The sequence below is a fragment of the Streptomyces canarius genome, assembly GCF_014650735.1.
Classification (GTDB): Bacteria; Actinomycetota; Actinomycetes; order Streptomycetales; family Streptomycetaceae; genus Streptomyces; species Streptomyces olivaceoviridis.
Map to the genome: position 1 here is coordinate 443,263 of NZ_BMVN01000002.1, position 19,067 is coordinate 462,329.

Genomic DNA, 19,067 nt, shown 5'->3' on the forward strand with positions numbered 1-19,067 from the left:
TCACGGCAAGGCGCTTTAGAGGTCGACTTCCTTCATCAGCATGCCGACCTCGGTGTTGGACAGGCGGCGCAGCCAGCCCGACTTCTGGTCGCCCAGGGTGATCGGGCCGAAGGCGGTGCGCACCAGCTTGTCGACCGGGAAGCCCGCCTCGGCCAGCATGCGGCGCACGATGTGCTTGCGGCCCTCGTGCAGGGTGACCTCGACCAGGTAGTTCTTGCCGGTCTGCTCGACCACGCGGAAGTGGTCCGCGCGCGCGTAGCCGTCCTCCAGCTGGATGCCGTCCTTCAGCCGCTTGCCCAGGTCGCGCGGGATCGGGCCGACGATGTGCGCGAGGTAGGTCTTCTTCACGCCGTACTTGGGGTGCGTGAGGCGGTGGGCCAGCTCGCCGTGGTTGGTGAGCAGGATGACGCCCTCGGTCTCGGTGTCCAGCCGGCCGACGTGGAAGAGCCGGGTCTCGCGGTTGGTGACGTAGTCACCGAGGCACTGCCGGCCCTCCGGGTCCTCCATGGTGGAGACCACGCCCGCGGGCTTGTTCAGCGAGAAGAACTGGTACGACTGGGTCGCGACCGTCAGGCCGTCGACCTTGACCTCGTCCTTCTCCGGGTCGACCCGCTTGCCCTGCTCGGTGACGATCTCGCCGTTCACCTCGACCCGGGCCTGGTCGATCAGCTCCTCGCAGGCCCGCCGGGAGCCGTAGCCCGCGCGCGCGAGGACCTTCTGGAGCCGCTCGCCCTCCTGCTCGGCGCCCGGGAAGGTCTTGGGCAGCTTGACGTCCTTCTTGTCCGCGTACCGCTCCCGGTTGCGCTCCTCGACCCGCGTCTCGTACTCGCGGGAGCGCGACGGGGCCGTACGGCCGCCCTGCTGGGGCCGCTTCGGGCCGCCCTTGGTCCCTCCGCGCGCGGCACCGCCGCGCCCGGCCTTGGGGCCGTCCTTGGTGGCCCCCGGGCCCACGTCGTAGCGGCGCTCCTCGGGGCGGGGCTTGCGGGGCCGGCCCTGCCCCTGCTTCTGGTCCCTGTCGTTGCCGGCACCGCGGTAGTTACCGCGCCCGCCGCTCTTGCCGCTGCCGCTGCTTCGCATCAAGGTTTCCGTCTTAGTCGTCTGCGTCCTGACCGCCGGGCGCGTCGGGCGCGTCCGGGTCGAACGACGGGACTCCCTCCTGGGTCTCGGCCTCGATCGCCTCCGCCTCCGGGAGGAAGGGCGCGAGCTCCGGGAGCTCGTCCAGGCCGCGCAGGCCCATCCGCTCCAGGAAGTAGTTCGTCGTCCTGTACAGGATCGCACCTGTTTCGGGTTCCGTGCCCGCCTCCTCGACCAGACCGCGCTGGAGGAGGGTGCGCATCACGCCGTCGCAGTTCACCCCGCGCACGGCGGAGACCCGGCTGCGGCTGACCGGCTGGCGGTAGGCGACGACCGCGAGGGTCTCCAGCGCGGCCTGGGTGAGCCGGGCGGTCTGGCCGTCCAGGACCAGCCGCTCGACGGCGGGCGCGTAGGCGGCGCGGGTGTAGAAGCGCCAGCCGCCCGCGACGAACCGCAGCTCGAAGCCGCGGCCCTGCACGGTGTACTCGTCGGCCAGCTCGCGCAGGGCGTCCGCGATCTGCCGCCTGGGCCGCTCCAGGATCTTCGCCAGGTGCTCCTCGGTCGCGGGCTCGTCCACGACCATGAGCATCGCCTCCAGGGCGGGCTTGAGGTCGAGGTCGGCGACGGTCCGCAGCCCGGCCGGGACCTCGGCGGTCTGCTCACTCACGGCTTCTTCTCCTCCTTGGGCGGCTCGGGCGGCCGGTCGAACTCGTCCGTGACCATGGGCGCCGCGTCCGCGTCCCCGCCGGTCCAGCGCACGGTCAGCTCCCCGAGCGCGGCCTCCTGCTCCAGGGCCACGGCCTTCTCCCGGTACAGCTCCAGCAGGGCGAGGAACCGCGCCACGACGGTGAGCGTGTCGTCGGTGTCCTCGATCAGCGCCCGGAAGCTCGCCTCGCCCAGCTCGCGCAGCCGGGCGACCACGATCCCGGCCTGCTCCTGCACGCTGACCAGCGGGGCGTGGATGTGGTCGACGTAGACCTGCGGCTTGGGCTTGGGCTGCATGGCCTTGACGGCGAGCCTGGCGAAGCCCTCGGGGCCGATGCTGATGACGACCTCGGGCAGCAGCTCGGCGTGCTGCGGTTCGAGGCCGACGGTACGGGGGTGGCGCCGGGCCTCGTCGTCGAGCCGCCGGTCGAAGATGTCGGCGATCTGTTTGTAGGCGCGGTACTGGAGCAGCCGGGCGAACAGCAGGTCCCGGGCCTCCAGCAGGGCCAGGTCGGTCTCGTCCTCCACCTCGGCGGCGGGCAGCAGCCGGGCGGCCTTGAGGTCGAGCAGCGTGGCAGCGACGACCAGGAACTCCGTGGTCTGGTCCAGGTCCCAGTCGGGTCCCATGGCCCGGATGTGCGCCATGAACTCGTCGGTGACCTTGGACAGGGCGACCTCGGTGACGTCCAGCTTGTGCTTGGAGATCAGCTGGAGGAGCAGGTCGAAGGGGCCCTCGAAGTTGGCGAGGCGGACCTTGAAGACACCGTCGGAAGCGGGCTCGGACTCGGCGGGCTCCGGCTCGGGCAGCCCCGGTTCGGGTTCGGGCAGCTCCGGTCCGGAAGCCTCGACCGGTACGGCGGCCGGCTCGTCCGGCGCGGCTCCCGGCCCTCGCCCCAGCGCACGCCGGCGACCGGCGGACACGCCGGGGGCAGGGGCTCCGTTCGAGGTCATAGCCCCGCAGGCTACCGCTACCGCCCGCGCAGCCGTCGTACGAGGATGCTCGCGTCCCCACGGGACTCCAGGTCGGCCAGGACCACGGCCACCGCCTCGCGGACGATCCGCCCGCGGTCCACCGCGAGCCCGTGCTCGCCGCGGAGCACCAGCCGCGCGTGCTCCAGGTCCATCAGCTCCTCGGCGGAGACGTAGACGGTGATCTTCTCGTCGTGCCGCTCGCGTCCGCTGGGCCGCCGGGCCGCCGACCGGCCGCGCTTGCGCGGCTGCGCGGCGGCAGAACCTTCCTGCGCCGCCTGCCGGCGCGCCGGGCGGGTGCGGGACTCGCCGGCCTCGGCCGGCTCGGCCTCCACCGCCACGTGCTCCGCGCCCTCCCCGTCACCGCTCTGGACGGGCACCGACTGCGGTGCGTCCTCGGCGGCGGCCACCTCGTCGCTCTCCCCCGCGGGAGCCGGCACCCGGGCCTCGCCGTTGGCCGCGCGGCGGGGCGTGGACGGCTGGAGCGCCATCCCCCCGGTCGTGCGGAACAGTTCGTCGGCCCCGGGCAGACTCACTCGGCGTGACACCGGGCGAGCACCTCCCTGGCGAGCTGGCGGTAGGCGGCGGCGCCGACGGAGTTGGAGGCGTACGTGGTGATCGGCTCACCGGCGACCGTGGTCTCCGGGAAGCGGACCGTGCGGCCGATGACCGTGTGGTAGACGTGGTCGTCGAAGGCCTCGACCACGCGGGCCAGCACCTCGCGGCTGTGGACCGTGCGCGAGTCGTACATCGTGGCGAGGATGCCGTCGAGCTCCAGCTCGGGGTTGAGCCGTTCCTGGACCTTCTCGATGGTCTCGGTCAGCAGGGCCACACCGCGCAGGGCGAAGAACTCGCACTCCAGCGGCACGATCACCTTGTGCGCGGCCGTCAGCGCGTTGACGGTGAGCAGGCCGAGCGAGGGCTGGCAGTCGATCACGATGTAGTCGTAGTCGGGCAGCAGCGGCTTCAGGGCCCGCTGGAGCGTCGACTCGCGCGCGACCTCGGAGACCAGCTGGACCTCGGCGGCCGACAGGTCGATGTTGGACGGCAGCAGGTCCATGTTGGGGACCGCCGTCTTCAGCAGGACCTCGTCCGCGGACATGCCCCGCTCCATGAGCAGGTTGTAGACGGTGAGGTCCAGCTCCATCGGGTTGACGCCGAGACCGACCGACAGCGCGCCCTGCGGGTCGAAGTCCACGAGCAGCACGCGCCGGCCGTACTCCGCGAGCGCGGCACCCAGGTTGATGGTCGACGTCGTCTTGCCGACGCCGCCCTTCTGGTTGCACATCGCGATGATCGTCGCGGGGCCGTGGTCGGTCAGCGGGCCCGGGATCGGGAAGTACGGCAGCGGGCGTCCGGTCGGGCCGATGCGCTCACGGCGCTGGCGGGCCGCGTCGGGCGCGAGCGTGGCCGCGTACTCGGGATCGGGCTCGTACTCGGCGTCGGGGTCGTAGAAGTGCCCCTCGGGCAGTTCGTCGTAGTCGGCGAATTGGTTGTGGGGCGCGCCACTTCCGTCGCCGGCCATGGCGTTCACGTGATGGCCATCCATGCTCTGGTGTGCTGTCCCGGCCGCCTGCGGACCGGAACTCTGGTGGGCTGCGAAGGTGCGCACAGCTACGGAGCCGACAGCCTCGAATCCCGCGGGGCCCTGGCCCCGTGCAGGCATTCCTGGTTGACCACCCCCGGGAGAAAATGTCGACTCATTCACAAGTCGTCTTACCTCCTTGGTGACCAGGAAACTTCTAGACAAGGTCAGCGTGGCACCATGCCGACGGTTGGCGACTCTATGGCGTGTCGGGCGTCCGCAGCAACACAATCCGCCGGACCCGGCCCGATGTGTCGGCAATGAAACATCCCGCTGTCAAGGGCGTACGGCCGTCGCACGACAGGTTTCACCGGTGTGCGAATCGGTCGAAGGGTTACGTTCGAGGCGAGTTGACCGAGAGCCGCAAAGTGACCATACACACACCCGGCCGGACCTTGTCGGGCAAGGTCCGGCCGGGTGCGCGCTGTTGACGAGCCGTGTTGACGAATCGCCTTTTGGGTCAGCCGAGAAGGCTCTCCAGCTCGACGTGGTCCAGACCGTGGGCCTCGGCGACCTCCTTGTAAACGACCTTGCCGTCATGGGTGTTGAGACCCTTGGCGAGCGCGGGATCGCGGCGCAGCGCCTCCACCCAGCCGTTGTTGGCCAGCGAGACGATGTACGGCAGCGTCGCGTTGGTGAGGGCGTTGGTGGAGGTGTTGGGCACCGCGCCCGGCATGTTGGCGACGCAGTAGAAGACCGAGTTGTGGACCCGGAAGGTCGGCTCGGCGTGCGTGGTGGGACGGGAGTCCTCGAAGCAGCCGCCCTGGTCGATCGCGATGTCGACAAGGACACTTCCCGGCTTCATGCGGGACACCATCTCGTTGGTGACCAGCTTCGGGGCCTTGGCGCCCGGGATGAGGACCGCGCCGATGACGAGGTCGGCGTCCAGGACGGCCTTCTCCAGCTCGAAGGCGTTGGACATGATCGCCTTGACCTTCGTGCCGAAGATCCGGTCGGCCTCGCGCAGCTTGTTGATGTCGCGGTCGAGGAGGATCACCTCGAAGCCCATGCCGATGGCGACCTGGGTGGCGTTCCAGCCGGAGACACCGCCGCCGATGACGACGGCCTTGGCCGGGGTGACGCCCGGCACGCCGCCCGGCAGCACACCGCGGCCACCGGCCGCGCGCATCAGGTGGTAGGCACCGACCTGCGGGGCCAGCCGGCCCGCGACCTCGGACATCGGGGCGAGCAGCGGCAGGGCGCGGTTCGGCAGCTCGACGGTCTCGTAGGCGATGGCCGTGGTGCCGGACTCGATCAGCGCGTCCGTGCACTCCTTGGAGGCGGCCAGGTGCAGGTAGGTGAAGAGGATCTGGTCCTTGCGCAGGCGGTGGTACTCCTCGGCGATGGGCTCCTTGACCTTCAGCAGCAGGTCGGCGGCGGCCCACACCTCGTCGGCCGTGTCGAGGATGGCGGCACCGGCGGAGACGTACTCCTCGTCCGTGATGGAGGAGCCGAGGCCGGCGCCCCGCTCGACGACGACCTGGTGGCCGTTGCGCACCAGCTCGTGCACACCGGCGGGGGTGATGGCCACCCGGAACTCGTTGTTCTTGACCTCGCGGGGGATGCCGACCTTCACGTCGATCACGGTCCTTGGCTCAGAGGGGGTATGGGGGTGCAATACAGACGTACCCAGACATGCGGGGGCACACCGGGAGACACCGCAGGAGAACGAGCGGCAGAGCCAGTCTAATGAAGGCGTTCCGGCTGTCTAGCCTTCCATTGCATCAATCTTCGCTGGGACCACTACGGATTTCGCAGGCGTTAGCGTCGTGTTCCGGCTGTGCATCCTCTTCCGATGGCTCCTCACCCAGCATGCGCTCCGCCGCCGCGCGGTGCAGGCGGGCGGACGCGGGGTCGCCCAGCCGGTCCAGGGTGTCGGCGAGCCGCAGCTGGAGTGCGGCCTGCAACCGCGCGTCCTCGGCGCGCCGCGCCCACTCCACGGCCTCCTGGCAGGTGCGCAGCGACTCCTCGGGCCGCCCCGCGTACTCCTGCACCCGGGCGATCTCGCTCAACGCCCGCGCGCTGGCGGCGACATCGCCGCTCCTGCGGTATCCGGCGAGGGCGGCCCGCCAGTTCCGCAGCGCCTCCCCGTAACGGCCCGCGTAGGTGTGGGCCGTGCCGATACGGCCGTACAGCCGGGCCGCCTCCGGGTGCTCCCCCCGGGCCAGCCGCTCGGCCAGCGCCCGGCCGAACCAGTCGGCGGCCCGGTCGTGGTCCCCCAGCTCCTGGTACGCGCCGCCTACGGATTCCATCGCGCGGCCGGTCGCGTACGGGTCGTTCGCCTCGCGTCCGGCGTCCAGCGCGGCCCGGTAGCGGACCAGCGCCTCCCGGGTCCGGCCGGTCTGCGCGTCCAGATCGCCCAGGTTCAGCAGGGCCGCGGCCTTCTCCCGGGGCAGCCCGCGCCGCTCGGCGACGTCCAGGACGAGGCCGTGCAGGCCGTACAGGTCGGGTGCGGCGGCCTGCGTGCCGACATGCGCGGCCAGGGCCCTGACCAGCTGGGACATCAGCCGCCGGGCGAGGGTGTCCAGCTCGCCGTCGGCCACCGCGAGGCGCGCGGACGCCAGCAGGGCGGGCCGCCGGATGCGCAGCCAGTCGGCGGCGGCCCGCGGGGTCGGGAAGCGCAGCGCGGGGGGCAGGCCGCTCAGCTTATCCCGGGCCTGGGGGCTGTCGGTCTCGGTGATCGCCCGGCAGGACTGGAGCAGCCGTACCGTCCGCTCCAGCATCCGGGCCCGGGCCAGCTGCAACTCGGCGGGCCGCTCCTGGGCCTCGGCCAGGGCGCGCAGCAGCGGGTGCAGACAGCCGGGGACCTCGTACTGGGGCAGCGGGGAGTCCAGCGCGCGCAGCAGGCCGAGGCCGACGAGGTCGTCCAGGGTGGCGCGGGCGGCGTCGACCGAGCAGCCGGCGAGCGCCGAGGCGGTGTGCGGGTCGGCCAGGCCGGCCGGGGCCAGGCAGAGCAGTCGCAGGACGCGCGCGGCCGGGCCGGGCAGCTGGTCGTACACGAGCCGGAAGACGCGGGACAGCGGGGTGCCGTCCGCGCCGCCGTCGGTGTGCAGCCGCTTGGCGAGGTCGGAGACGGCGGCCTGGGGGCGGGCGGCGAGCCAGCCGCCGGCCAGCACCAGCGCGGCCGGGTGGCCGTGGCAGGCCTCGACCAGGCTCTCCGCGGAGCGCGGGTCGACGGTGACGCGGACGGAGCCGGCGTAGCCGGTGAGCAGTTCCACCGCGGACTTGGTGTCGAGGCCGCCGAGCGTGCAGGGGCGGACGTCCGCGATACCGGTGAGCGGGCCGCCGGAGACGGCCACCACCAGGCAGTCCGGGGCGTCCGGGAGCAGCGCGTCGACCTGCTCGGCGCCGGCCGCGTCGTCGAGCAGGAGCAGCATCCGCCGGCCGGCGAGGGCGGCGCGCAGGGCCGCGGCCAGGTCGTCCTCGGCGGCGCCGGCGGGGGCGGGCAGCTCCAGCGCGGCGAGCAGGTCGCGGGCGGCCTGCTCGACGGGCACCGGCGTGCCGCCGGGCTCGCTGAGCCGGGCCCGCAGCACACCGTCGGGGTAACGGCCGGCGACCTGCCGGACGAGCTGCTCGGCGAGGCGGGTGCGGCCGGAGCCGGGGCGGCCGGCGATGAGGAGCACGCGCGCGCGGGGGGCCTTGCGGCCGGAGAGGGTGTCCAGTCCGGCGCGCTCGATGTCGGCGCGCAGCTCCTTCAACTCCCGTGCCCGGCCCAGGAATCGGTCCTCCCTGGCCGGGTGCGCGGTCCGCTCCGCACCGTCTGGGTCCACCGCCTGATCCGTCACGGGCCACACTCCCGTCCCACCGCACGCGCAAGCCCGCCGGTGTCTTCCGATACGGGCGTTGAAGAGCCTAGTTCACGCTCTGCGACGTTCCGGGAAGAGCGCGGCGGGGGGATCGCCCGATCGGATCAGGCGATCGTCACACCGGCGGACCGGACGGGTCCGGTCGGGTCCCGGACGGGCCCGGTCAGTTCTCGAAGGGGCGCGCGGGCCAGGGCGCGTCCGCGGGGCGCAGCGCGTCCAGGCCGTCCCCGCCGCGGGCGGCGACCAGGGAGAGCACGCCCACCACGAGGCAGTTGTTGTGCAGGTCCCCGGCCAGCACGCGGCGCACCAGTTCCCCGACCGGCACGCGCGCGTGCTGCATGTCGGTCTCCTCGTGCTCCGCCGCGAAGCGCTCGCCCTCGGCGTCGGACAGACCGCGGGCCAGGAAGATCCGTACGGCCTCGTCGCAGCCGCCCGGGGTGGTGTACACGTCGGTCAGCACCCGCCAGTCCTCGGCCTTGACGTGCGCCTCCTCGTACAGCTCCCGCTGCGCGGCGTGCAGCGGGTTCTCGCCGGGCACGTCCAGCAGCCCGGCCGGGATCTCCCACAGCTTGTGCCGCACCGGGTGCCGGTACTGGTTGATCAGCAGCACCCGGTCCTCCTCGTCCAGGGCGAGGACGGCCACGGAACCGGGGTGGACCTGGTAGTCACGGCGGGCCACCGACCCGTCGGGCATGACCACGTCGTCCGTGCGGACGGAGGTCTTGTTGCCCACGAAGGGGGTGTCCGTGGCCCGGATCTCCCATTCCTCGGGGGTGTCCTTGATCGTCATGCCCTGTCCTTCCACACGCTTTCCGAACGAACCGGCCGACAAAGAAAGCCGGGGCGCTCACCCTTGAAGGTTCGCACCCCGGCCACCGTACAACTGGTGTGTTACTTCGCGTTCTTCCGCTCGACCGCGGCCTTCACCAGGCCCGCGAAGAGCGGGTTCGCGCGGGTCGGCCGCGAGCGCAGCTCGGGGTGCGCCTGCGTGGCGACCAGGTACGGGTGGACGTCGCGCGGGTACTCCACGTACTCCACGAGCTTGCCGTCGGGGGAGGTGCCGGAGAAGACGATGCCGGCCTTCTTCTCCAGTTCCGCGCGGTAGGCGTTGTTGACCTCGTAGCGGTGCCGGTGGCGCTCCTCGACGTACTCCTTGCCGTCGTAGACCTCACGCACGATCGAGCCCTCGGCCAGCTTGGCCGGGTACATGCCCAGCCGCATCGTGCCGCCCATGTCGCCCTCGCCGGCGACGATGTCGAGCTGCTCGGCCATGGTGGAGATGACCGGGTGGGCGGTGGCCGGGTCGAACTCGGTGGAGTTGGCGTCCGGGATGTCGGCCAGGTTGCGGGCGGCCTCGATCACGATGCATTGCAGGCCCAGGCACAGGCCGAGCAGCGGGATCTTGTTCTCCCGGGCGTAGCGGATCGCGCCGACCTTGCCGAGCACGCCCCGGTCGCCGAAGCCGCCGGGGATGCAGACGCCGTCCACGTCCGCGAGCTGGGCCTTGGCGCCGGCCGGGGTCTTGCAGTCGTCCGAGGTCACCCACTTGATCTTCACGCGGGCCTTGTTGGCGAAGCCGCCCGCGCGCAGCGCCTCGGTGACCGACAGGTAGGCGTCGGGCAGGTCGATGTACTTGCCGACCAGCGCCAGGGTGACCTCGTGGTCGGGATTGTGGACGCGGTCGAGCAGGTCGTCCCAGGTCGTCCAGTCCACGTCCCGGAAGGGCAGGTCGAGCTTGCGGACCACGTACGCGTCCAGGCCCTCGGTGTGCACGACCTTGGGAATGTCGTAGATCGAGCGGGCGTCGGGGCAGGCGACGACGGCGGCCTCGTCGACGTCGCACATCAGGGAGATCTTCCGCTTGATCGCGGTCGGCACCTCCCGGTCGCAGCGCAGCACGATCGCGTCCGGCTGGATACCGATGTTCCTGAGCGCGGCCACCGAGTGCTGGGTCGGCTTGGTCTTCAGCTCACCGGAGGGGCCGATGTAGGGCAGCAGCGAGATGTGCACGACGAAGACGTTGTCCCGGCCGACCTCGTGGCGGACCTGGCGGACCGTCTCCAGGAACGGCAGCGACTCGATGTCGCCGACCGTGCCGCCGACCTCGGTGATCACGACGTCCACCTCGTCGGTGGCCATCCGCCGGATGCGGTGCTTGATCTCGTTGGTGATGTGCGGGATGACCTGCACCGTGTCGCCCAGGTACTCGCCGCGGCGCTCCTTGGCGATCACGGTGGAGTAGACCTGGCCGGTGGTGACGTTGGCGCTGCCGTCCAGGTCGCGGTCGAGGAACCGCTCGTAGTGGCCGATGTCCAGGTCGGTCTCGGCGCCGTCGTTGGTGACGAACACCTCACCGTGCTGGAAGGGGTTCATCGTGCCCGGGTCGACGTTCAGGTACGGGTCGAGCTTCTGCATCACGACACGCAGGCCCCGCGCCTTGAGCAGCATGCCCAGGCTGGAGGCGGTCAGGCCCTTGCCGAGCGAGGAGGCGACACCCCCGGTCACGAAGATGTGCTTGGTCGTCGTGGTGTTGGGCGGCATGGCCAAGAGGGGGCTCCCGTGGTCGCGGTCTGGGGGTGCGATACGGCGACCCTCCCGGTGCTTCCGGGGGTGCCGTCGCTGCGGTTCGGGGGTTTTCTCCCACCGGTCCACGGGCTACCAGCGTAACAGCGCCTGGGCGAGATGGCTCCCGGCCACTCTTCGCACTCGCCCGGGCACAGCGGGCCGCCACAGAGGTCACAGGTGTCACTCGGGTCATCCCGCGGACACACCGTCCTCACCCGGTGCTCACTCGTTCGGCCCACACAGGTTGCCCGGAGCGGCACGCAGATCATCTACGTGCGTCGTATCCTGCTCGGACATTGGCTGCCGAGCCCGGCCGGAACGACGGCACACCCCCGCCAACATCACCCGGAACAACGAGAGCGCGGCAGTTCGTTGAGCAAAGACTGTCGTGTTGCCTCAGGGCTCGGCGGGCTGCTTTGCTTCACCGCTCAACGACGCTTAACAAGATCCCTTGACCGCACTAAGCGACAGCCCCCTGCGCGGGGGTGTGACGTGGCCGTTCGACTGGAGTTGCACGTGGCCGGGCGCATCGAAGACTACGCACTCATCGGAGACATGCAGACAGCGGCGCTGGTCTGCCGGGACGGCACGGTGGACTGGCTGTGCCTGCCCCGCTTCGACTCGCATGCCGTCTTCGCCGGCCTGCTGGGCACCGAGGAGCACGGTTTCTGGCGGCTCGGACCGGCGCACGCCGCCGACGCCAAGCCGCCCACGGCCGCCCGGCGCAGCTACCGCGGCGACTCGCTGATCCTGGAATCGGAGTGGGACACCCCGCGCGGCACGGTCCGTGTGACCGATTTCATGCCCCCGCGTGACGGCGCCCCGCAGCTCATCCGGATCGTGGAGGGCGTCACCGGCCGGGTCCCGATGCGCTCGGCCCTGCGGATGCGGTTCTCCTACGGCCGGGTGGTGCCGTGGGTGCACAAGCACGAGGGGCGCACGGTCGCCGTCGCCGGACCGGACTCGGTGTGGTTCGACACCGAGGCCGAGACCTACGGCAAGGCGCTCACCACGTACGCCGACTTCACGGTCGCCCCCGGTGACCGGATCGCGTTCACCATCTCCTGGCAGCCCTCGCACAAGCAGCCGCCGCCGCTGCCGGAGCCGGAGGCCTCGCTGGAGGCGACGGAGGACTTCTGGCGCGAGTGGGTCGAGCACTGTACGTACCACGGGCCGTACCGCGAGGCGGTGATCCGCTCGCTGATCACCCTGAAGGCGCTGACCTACGCCCCCACGGGCGGCATCGTCGCGGCCCCGACGACCTCCCTGCCCGAGGACATCGGGGGCGTGCGCAACTGGGACTACCGCTACACCTGGCTGCGGGACGCGGCGATCACCCTGTCCTCGCTGCTGCGCACGGGCTACCGCGAGGAGGCCCGCGCCTGGCGCGAGTGGCTGCTGCGCGCGGTCGCCGGCGACCCGGAGAACCTCCAGATCATGTACGGCATCGCCGGTGAGCGCGAGCTGGGCGAGGCCGAACTGGACTGGCTGCCCGGCTACGAGTGCTCGGCCCCGGTCCGGGTCGGCAACGGCGCCGCGCACCAGCTCCAGCTGGACGTGTACGGCGAGGTCACCGAGGCCCTGCACCTGGGCCACATGACCGGGCTCGCCCGCAACGACTACGCCTCCCTGCTCCAGCTGAAGCTGATCCGCTACCTGGAGGACCACTGGCAGGAGCCGGACGAGGGCATCTGGGAGGTGCGCGGCCCGCGCCGGCACTTCGTGCACTCCAAGGTGATGGCCTGGGTCGCCGTCGACCGCACGATCAAGCTGATCGAGTCCGGCGACGCGGACGGCCCGCTGGAGCGCTGGAAGGAACTGCGCGACGACATCCACCGGGACGTGTGCGAGAAGGGCTACGACAAGGAGCGCAACACCTTCACCCAGTCCTACGGCTCCCAGGAGCTGGACGCCTCCCTGCTGCTCATCCCGCAGATGGGCTTCCTGCCGCCGGACGACAAGCGGGTGATCGGCACCATCGAGGCCATCCAGCGCGAGCTGTCCACTCCGGACGGGTTCATCCTGCGCTACCCGACGGAGGGCGACCGCGAGGGCGTCGACGGCCTGCCGGGTGACGAGGGCGCGTTCCTGGCCTGCTCGTTCTGGATGGCGGACGACCTGGCGATGATCGGCCGGGTGGACGAGGCCCGCAAGCTGTTCGAGAAGCTCCTCGCGCTGCGCAACGACCTCGGTCTGCTCGCCGAGGAGTGGGACCCGCGTCTGAAGCGCCAGGTGGGCAACTTCCCGCAGGCGTTCAGCCACGTCCCGCTGATCGACACGGCCCTGCGGCTGACCGCGTCCGGCGCCTACGGCGGCTGAGCGGGCCCACGCGGTCCCGCCCGCCTAGGCTGGAAGCCGGACACGGCCCCTGTTCCGGAAGGGGGCGGCCATGGCTTCCCTCTCGAAGGCGGGCGCGGCCCTCGCCGCGCTGCGCGAGGACCTGGTCGGCGATGTGCTCGCCCCCGGGGACCCGGGCTACGAGGAGGCCCGTGCGGTCTTCAACGCGATGGTCGACCGGCGGCCCGCGGTGATCGCGCGGTGCGCGGACGCGACCGACGTGGTGCGGGCCGTGCGCTTCGGCAGGGAGCTGGACCTGCACATCGCGGTGCGCGGCGGCGGCCACGGCGTGGCGGGTACGGCGCTGGGCGACGGCGCGCTCGTGGTGGACCTGCGCCGGATGCACCGGGTGACCGTCGACCCGGCGGCCGAGGCGGTGCGGGTCGAGGGCGGCGCCACGATGAGCCATCTGGACCGCGCCACCCAGCCGTACGGTCTCGCGACCACCGGCGGGCGGGTCTCCACCACCGGCGTCGGCGGCTTCGTCCTCGGCGGCGGCACCGGCTGGCTGGACCGCGCCTTCGGCCTCGCCGTGGACAACCTCATAGCCGTGGAACTGGTGACCGCCGACGCCGAGCGGGTGCACGCGAGCCCCGACGAGAACCCCGAGCTGTTCTGGGCGCTGCACGGCGGGGGCGGCAACTTCGGCGTCGCCACCGCGCTCACCCTGCGGCTGCACGAGCTGCCGGAGTTCTCGATGGTCCTGCTGCTGTTCCTGCCGGACGTCGGACCGGACGTGCTCCGCACCTTCCGCGAGATCTTCCGCACCGGGCCGGACGAGGTGGGCGGCGCGGCGCTGTACCTCACCGGGCCGCCCGCGGAGTTCACACCGCCCGAGCTGGTCGGCACGCCGCTGTGCGCGGCCCTGCTGACGTACGCCGGCGCCGAGGACGAGCTGCGGGGGCTCGCCGAGCCGCTGCTCGCGCTGCCCCACGAGGTGGAGCTGGCCGGTGACCTGCCGTACGCCGATGTGCAGTGCATGCTCGACCAGCCGGCGGGGCTGCGCAACCACTGGTCGACGGAGTGTCTGACCGGGCTGCCGGACGAGGCCGTGGACGTCTTCTGCGCCCGCGCGGACGGCATGCCCGCGCCGAGCCCCACCCAGCACCTGCTCTTCCCGCAGGGCGGGGCCGTCGCGGCGGGCCCGCACGAATACCCGGTGCCGTACCGGGACGCGCCCTGGGCGGCGCACCCGCTCGCGATCTGGCCGGACCCGGCCGACGACGAGCGGGCGATCGGCTGGGTGCGGGACGTGCGCGCCGGCCTGCGGCGGTGGAGCACGGGTGCGGTGAACCTCAACTTCATCGGCGACGAGGGCCCCGAGCGGGTCCGCGCGGGCCTGGGCGCCGGGAACACCCTGCGCCTGGCGAAGGTGAAGCGGCGCTACGACCCCGACAACGTGTTCCGCTTCAACCACAACATCCGGCCGGTCTAGCCGGCAGCCGTTCGAAGGTGGCTGTCCTGAGGGCGTTGCCGCAGGTAGCGTCACCGCATGGACAGCCGTAGCGACCACCGATCCGACACCCAGGGCGCCGGGATCACCGTGCAGCGGGCGCTGGAGCTGCCCGGACTGCGCAGCGGGCTGCCGGAGGTGCTGGCGGGCGCCGACCGGCTCGGCCGCACCGTGCGCTGGGTGCACGCGGGCGAGGTCCCGAACATCGCCTCGCTGCTCAAGGGCGGCGAGCTGCTGCTGACCACCGGCTACGGCCTCGGCACCCGGCCGGCCGAGCAGCGGGCGTTCGTGCGCACCCTCGCCGAGCGGGGGATCGCCGCCCTGGTGGTGGAGCTGGGCCCGCGCTTCACCCGGCTGCCCGCCGCCCTGGTGGACACGGCCCGGACGGCCGGGCTGCCGCTGGTCCAGCTGCACCGCGAGGTGCCGTTCGTGACGGTGACCGAGGAGATCCACACCGAGATCGTCAACGGCCACTACGCGCTGCTCCAGCGCGCGGAGGAGGTGCACCGGCGCTGCACCGAGGCCCTGCTGGGCGGCGGCGGGGTGCCGCAGGTGCTGGACATCCTGGCCGGCTTCGGCGACAACCCGGTGTTCCTGGAGACCGCCGACGGCCGGCTGCTGTACGCCGCCGGTGCCGGGCCCAAGGGCACGGACCCGCTCCAGGTGTGGGAGGGTCTGCGCGGCCCGCACAAGCAGGCCCCGCCGCCCGCCGGGTCGGTGCTGGTGGACGTGCCCGGCGGCGGGCCGGGGACCGCCGGTGCCGTGCGCGCCCGCCTGGTGCTGCTGCCGGTCCGCTCACCGCTGGCACCGGTGCACCGGATCGCCGCCGAGCGGGCCGCGGGCATCCTGGCCGTGGTGCTGATGCAGGCCCGGCAGGAGGAGGAGCTGGCGGCGCGCGGGCGCGGTGACTTCCTCACCGATCTCGCCGAGGCCCGGATCGCGGCGGAGGACGCCCCCGCGCAGGCCCGGGTGCTCGGCTTCAAGCCCGGCGACAGCCCGCTGCTGCCCGTGGTGATGCGGATCGGGGACAGCCTCTCCCCCGGCGGGGGCTGGGCGGTGCTGGCCCGCGCGGTCTCCGAGGAACTGGCCGCGGTGGGGGTGCCGGTGCTGCTGGGGGTACGGCCGGTGGAGGGCCGGGTGCTGGTGCTGCTGGGGCTGCGCTCGGAGTCGGAGCGGGCGGCGGTCGCGGACCGGGTGGCGGCGGCGCTGCGGGCGGGGGTGGAGCGGGCCGGGATGCGCCGGCCGGGCTCGCCGCCGCCGGTGGTGGTCGTCGGGGTGGCGGGCGGCTGGACGGCGGCCTCGGCGGGGCTGCGGCACGCGGCGGAGACCGCGACGGCGGCCCAGGGCCTGACCGACCGGCCCTGGTACGACGCCCGGCGCCTCGACATCGACCTGCTGCTGTGGCGGCTGCGCGACCACCCGGACCTGGCGGCCTTCGTGGACCGGGCGATCGGCCCGCTGCGCGACCACGACCACCGCTCCAGACCGCCGCTGCTGCCGACCCTGGAGACCTATCTGGCACACGCCGGCCGCAAGGCGGAGACGGCCCGCGAACTGCATCTCAACCGGCAGACGCTGTACAACCGGCTCGCCCGGATCGCGGAGTTGCTGGGCACCGACCTGGACGACCCGCAGACGGTACTGGCGTTGAGCCTGGCCCTGCGGGCGCGCCGGCACGTGCCCTGAAGACCGCTCAGGCCAGCGGCCTCGGCTGCGTCAACTCGTCGTACACACTGAGCACTTGGGCGACGGTCTCGTCCTCGGTCGGCCAGGTGGCGGCCTGCCGCGTCCCGCGCTCGCGCAGCACCGCGCACCGCTCCGGGTCCGCGAGGAGCCGTACGACGGTGTCGGCGAGGGCTTCCGGATCGCCGTACGGGACGAGTTCGGCCGCGTCGCCCACGAGGTCCGGGATGCCGCCGACGCGGGTGGCGACGAGCGGCACGCGCGCGTGCAGCGCCTCCTGGGCGAGGACGGACCGCGACTCCCAACTGCTGGTGAGCAGCGCGAGATCGGCGGCGGCGAGCAGCTCGGGCACGTCCTCGCGGTGCCCGATGAGCCGCACCGGCAGTTCCTCGTCCTCGATCCGCCGTTGCAGCACCGGCCGCAGCGGCCCCTCCCCCGCGACGACCACCAGGGGCACCGGGTCGAGGGCGCGCCACGCGCGGGCCGCGTCGAGCAGGACGTCGTAGCCGCGGTGCCGGTCCAGGGAGCCGACCGCGATGAGCAACGGGCGTCCGGTGGCGCCGAGTTCGGCCCGGGTCTTGGGCCGCAGCCGGTCGGGGTCGTCGCGGCCGGGGCCGTCGAAGGGGTCCAGGGTGTCGAAGGTGTCGAGGGCGTCGGCGTCGAGGAGGCCGCCGGCGCGGTGCCGGCCCGGCAGGGCGACGGCCGCGAGCCGGGCGTCGCGCGCGCCGGTCCGCCGGGCCCGGTCGACCAGGTCGGGACTGGTGCCGAGGACCACGGACGCGGTCCGCATCACACGCCGTTCCAGCAGCCGCAGCAGATGGGCCCGCGGGCCCTGCGCGTGGGCCCGGTTGTGCCAGGTGACCACCAGCGGGGTGGTGCGCCCGCTGAGCGCCAGCACGGTCCGGAAGGAGGCGTGCAGGCCGTGCGCGTGCACCAGGTCGGCGTTCGCGCAGGCCGTCCGGAGCGCGGCCACGGCGACGGGGTCGCTGCTGCGCGGCACGTGCACGTGCTCGGCGCCGACCCCGAGGAAGTCGTAGGCGTGATCGGCCTCGACGGGGGCGCACACGGTGACCCGCACGCCCCTCGCCACCAGTCCCTCGGCCAGGGAGCGCACGTGCGCGCTGCTGCCGGCGTTGCCTCCGCCGAGCACCTGCACGGTGCGCAGCGGCGACTGGCCGTGCGGTGCGTTGCTGCTCAGGGGGCTCACGGGGCCGGGGCTCCTGGTTCACGGGGACGGGCACGGGTTCACGTGGGTGGTCACGAGGAAACGTACAGAAGGTAGCGGGCTCAGGGGGGCGGAAGGGCGCACCCCGCGCGCCTCCCGGGCCGGCCGGCCGTACCCGCTGCCCGCCCCGCGTTCCCTGCCAAGCATGCCAGGACGTACGGCCGTTCAGGGACACCCAGGAGGGCGCACCGTGCGGCGGGCCGGGGCAATGCGCCGGAGCACATCACCCACACGGGTGAGGGAACGCCTGCCGCGGCCGAACGGTGTACGAGAGCATACGACGAGGTCAGCCGCTCACCGGGCGCGCGCCCAGGCGCTGACCCGGTCCCCGTAGCGGGCCGCGGCCACCAGAGCGACGGCGTGCGCGAGCAGCCCCGCGCGCCGGTTTCCCGCCACCAGTCCGGCCGCCGATATCCCGGACAACCTCACGGCCCCGCTGGTGACCTCACCGTTCCGCAGGGCCCCCAGATGCGCCCGTGCCCCCGCCGGTGCCCCCGGCGAGGTCGTCGTACGCCCCGCAGGCCCCGGCGTACAGCCCCACACCCCGGCCGGCCTGCCGCGTCCGCTCCCAGCGCTCCCGCCCACCGGGGGCGGCCCACCACTCCCGGACGGCGCCCAGCCGTTGTCAGTGCCGCCTGCCACGATGCCTCACGACACCGACGGTTCCAGGGGGGAACATGGCGAAGAAGCCGAAGCGGCAGCGCCGCCAGGGACAGAGGCGCAAGGGGGTGGCGATCTACCACGACATGAAGGTGTACGAGAACTTCGAGCGGAGCGCCCAGCGCATCTTCGAGTGCGTGCAGGCAGCCCAGAAGCAGTCGCCCGGGGCACCCCGCCACCTCTACCTGGACGTTCAGGGGCACCGGAACTCAGCAGGCGGCTACGACCACGACGCCTTCGAGCTGATGACGGACTTCGCCCTCGGCTTCCTGGGGGACTACCTGACCGAGATCCGTACCCCGCTCCTGCACGTACGCACCGGGAAACAGCGCGACGACATCCCCGATGTCCTGGGGATCGGTTACCCGGACGACGGCAGCGACTACGGCTACGACTCGTCGGCTCTGCCCGTGAAGCCCCGCGAGCATCACCCGGACGTGCGCAAGACGCGGCCCACCGTGCGGGCCATCGCCGACTACCTGGGCATGGAGGAGGCCGCCTGCCTCATCTGCTGGCGGACCCCGGTGGAGCGCGCTCATGTCGTGCCCACCCAGCTGGGCGGTTCCAACGACGTACGCAATTTCGCCCTGCTGTGCGCGGACCACCATGCCGAGGCGCCGGATGTCGCCGACGCCGAGAGCTTCTGGGCCTGGGTCGACTATGCCGAGCTGCGGGACAGCCCGGACAAGTGGCTGGACGCACCCGAGGAGCTCACGGAGTGGCTCCGGCGGCACGGCGTCCGGATCGGCGTGGGCGAGCGCGAGCGCCCCGCGTTCTTCGCCGCCGTCAAGCACGAACTGAAGTCCCTCTACGGTTGGACCGACAGCGATTTCGTCGTCACCGACTGGGGCTCGCTGATGGAGGAGTTCCACCAGGTTCTGGAAGAAGCCACAGGACGGCACTTCGGCGTGGAGAAGAAGGTGTCGACCCACGCCTGGGCGTATCACATGGCGCGGCAACGCATGAACCGCCAGGAGTGACACCGCAGGCCGGGCGAGCGGCCAG

Annotated in this window: 15 protein-coding genes; 4 read left to right on the forward strand and 11 right to left on the reverse strand. The window is 72.6% G+C overall.

What is annotated here, in order from left to right; genetic code table 11:
* Positions 1–15: 15 nt before the first annotated feature.
* From IE294_RS04530 to pyrG, 9 genes are all read right to left on the reverse strand, one after another.
* Entirely contained in the window at positions 16–1,077 is a 1,062-nt protein-coding gene (locus IE294_RS04530; protein WP_189882481.1) for a pseudouridine synthase, read from the reverse strand.
* Between the two features lie 13 nt (positions 1,078–1,090).
* Complete coding sequence (scpB, locus tag IE294_RS04535; protein ID WP_189814671.1) at positions 1,091–1,741, reverse strand: SMC-Scp complex subunit ScpB; 651 nt, start codon at positions 1,739–1,741, stop codon at positions 1,091–1,093.
* Complete coding sequence (locus IE294_RS04540; RefSeq protein ID WP_189882484.1) at positions 1,738–2,730, reverse strand: segregation and condensation protein A; 993 nt, start codon at positions 2,728–2,730, stop codon at positions 1,738–1,740. The genes scpB and IE294_RS04540 overlap by 4 nt, the downstream gene beginning before the upstream one ends.
* A gap of 17 nt (positions 2,731–2,747) precedes the next feature.
* Entirely contained in the window at positions 2,748–3,296 is a 549-nt protein-coding gene (locus IE294_RS04545; RefSeq protein WP_189882486.1) for a hypothetical protein, read from the reverse strand.
* The gene (locus tag IE294_RS04550) at positions 3,281–4,414 is read right to left on the reverse strand and encodes a ParA family protein (RefSeq protein WP_078611716.1); all 1,134 of its coding nucleotides are present in this window, start codon (positions 4,412–4,414) and stop codon (positions 3,281–3,283) included. Before IE294_RS04550 ends, IE294_RS04545 begins: the two co-directional genes overlap by 16 nt.
* Before the next feature lie 379 nt (positions 4,415–4,793).
* On the reverse strand, positions 4,794–5,918 hold the full coding sequence (gene ald, locus IE294_RS04555; protein ID WP_189882488.1) for an alanine dehydrogenase: 1,125 nt from the start codon (positions 5,916–5,918) through the stop codon (positions 4,794–4,796).
* A 139-nt stretch (positions 5,919–6,057) separates the two neighbouring features.
* Entirely contained in the window at positions 6,058–8,118 is a 2,061-nt protein-coding gene (locus IE294_RS04560; protein WP_189882490.1) for a tetratricopeptide repeat protein, read from the reverse strand.
* A 184-nt stretch (positions 8,119–8,302) separates the two neighbouring features.
* Complete coding sequence (locus tag IE294_RS04565; RefSeq protein ID WP_189882491.1) at positions 8,303–8,929, reverse strand: NUDIX domain-containing protein; 627 nt, start codon at positions 8,927–8,929, stop codon at positions 8,303–8,305.
* A gap of 101 nt (positions 8,930–9,030) precedes the next feature.
* The gene (pyrG, locus tag IE294_RS04570; RefSeq protein WP_189882494.1) at positions 9,031–10,680 is read right to left on the reverse strand and encodes a CTP synthase; all 1,650 of its coding nucleotides are present in this window, start codon (positions 10,678–10,680) and stop codon (positions 9,031–9,033) included.
* A 540-nt stretch (positions 10,681–11,220) separates the two neighbouring features.
* Between pyrG and IE294_RS04575 the strand changes: the two genes are divergently transcribed.
* From IE294_RS04575 to IE294_RS04585, 3 genes are all read left to right on the forward strand, one after another.
* The gene (locus IE294_RS04575) at positions 11,221–13,023 is read left to right on the forward strand and encodes a glycoside hydrolase family 15 protein (RefSeq protein WP_189882552.1); all 1,803 of its coding nucleotides are present in this window, start codon (positions 11,221–11,223) and stop codon (positions 13,021–13,023) included.
* A 70-nt stretch (positions 13,024–13,093) separates the two neighbouring features.
* The gene (locus IE294_RS04580; RefSeq protein WP_189882496.1) at positions 13,094–14,476 is read left to right on the forward strand and encodes an FAD-binding oxidoreductase; all 1,383 of its coding nucleotides are present in this window, start codon (positions 13,094–13,096) and stop codon (positions 14,474–14,476) included.
* Between the two features lie 57 nt (positions 14,477–14,533).
* Positions 14,534–16,180, forward strand: a complete 1,647-nt coding sequence (locus IE294_RS04585; protein ID WP_189882498.1) for a PucR family transcriptional regulator — start codon at positions 14,534–14,536, stop codon at positions 16,178–16,180.
* A gap of 7 nt (positions 16,181–16,187) precedes the next feature.
* On the opposite strand, the gene IE294_RS04590 is transcribed toward IE294_RS04585, so the two are convergent.
* Positions 16,188–17,384 (reverse strand): glycosyltransferase family 4 protein, encoded by a 1,197-nt coding sequence (locus IE294_RS04590; protein WP_189882500.1) that lies wholly within the window; start codon positions 17,382–17,384, stop codon positions 16,188–16,190.
* Between the two features lie 312 nt (positions 17,385–17,696).
* Entirely contained in the window at positions 17,697–17,831 is a 135-nt protein-coding gene (locus IE294_RS49575; RefSeq protein WP_373315778.1) for a hypothetical protein, read from the reverse strand.
* Between the two features lie 248 nt (positions 17,832–18,079).
* On the opposite strand from IE294_RS49575, the gene IE294_RS47330 reads away from it, so the two are divergent.
* The gene (locus tag IE294_RS47330; protein WP_229917013.1) at positions 18,080–19,042 is read left to right on the forward strand and encodes an HNH endonuclease; all 963 of its coding nucleotides are present in this window, start codon (positions 18,080–18,082) and stop codon (positions 19,040–19,042) included.
* Positions 19,043–19,067 lie beyond the last annotated feature (25 nt).